General features: G+C 35.8%; 1 protein-coding gene. It reads right to left on the bottom strand.

Annotated elements, in window-relative coordinates:
- On the bottom strand, positions 1–517 hold a 517-nt coding region (locus ABD816_RS22265; RefSeq protein WP_344931129.1), incomplete at both ends, for a hypothetical protein.

Here is a 517-nt window from a genome sequence, read left to right as displayed (position 1 = left end):
TTAAATCCTTTTGTATATAGATTTTGTTGTACTACTTTATTGTCCTTACTCACATGAATCCAGATGATGGTTCCTGCATCCTTAGTATTGGTAAGTGTTGCTTCTATTTCTGCTACTCTGGTAGCATTTGTAAAGTCATCGGTGAGCACTATTTTGGTACCGCCTTCTACATTGGTGAAATTGGTAAGATAGAGACCTACATCGCTTTTCATCGTAAAAAACAAGCCTGTATAATCGTAGATATGTTTATTACTATTAGCTGTAGGATCAAAAGCGCCTGTTTCTTTATTTGCAAGATCTAATTGATACCAGTTTTCAATATTGGAGACACTATACTGGTAATCGTAGTTAAACCTGCTCAAGTCTGAGTCCCAATATCCATTGATGGCCGCTTTATACCTTTCAAAATAATTGTTAGATTTAACCAGATCTATACTCTTTCTATCTGCTGCTAAGGAGATTCCCAACTTATCTTTACGCAGCGCTTCTTTAATAATCGAAGCTCGCTTTTTTGATT

It is taken from the genome of Aquimarina addita (assembly GCF_039539305.1).
Classification (GTDB): Bacteria; Bacteroidota; Bacteroidia; order Flavobacteriales; family Flavobacteriaceae; genus Aquimarina; species Aquimarina addita.
This window is presented reverse-complemented; position numbering and strand designations above follow the sequence as displayed.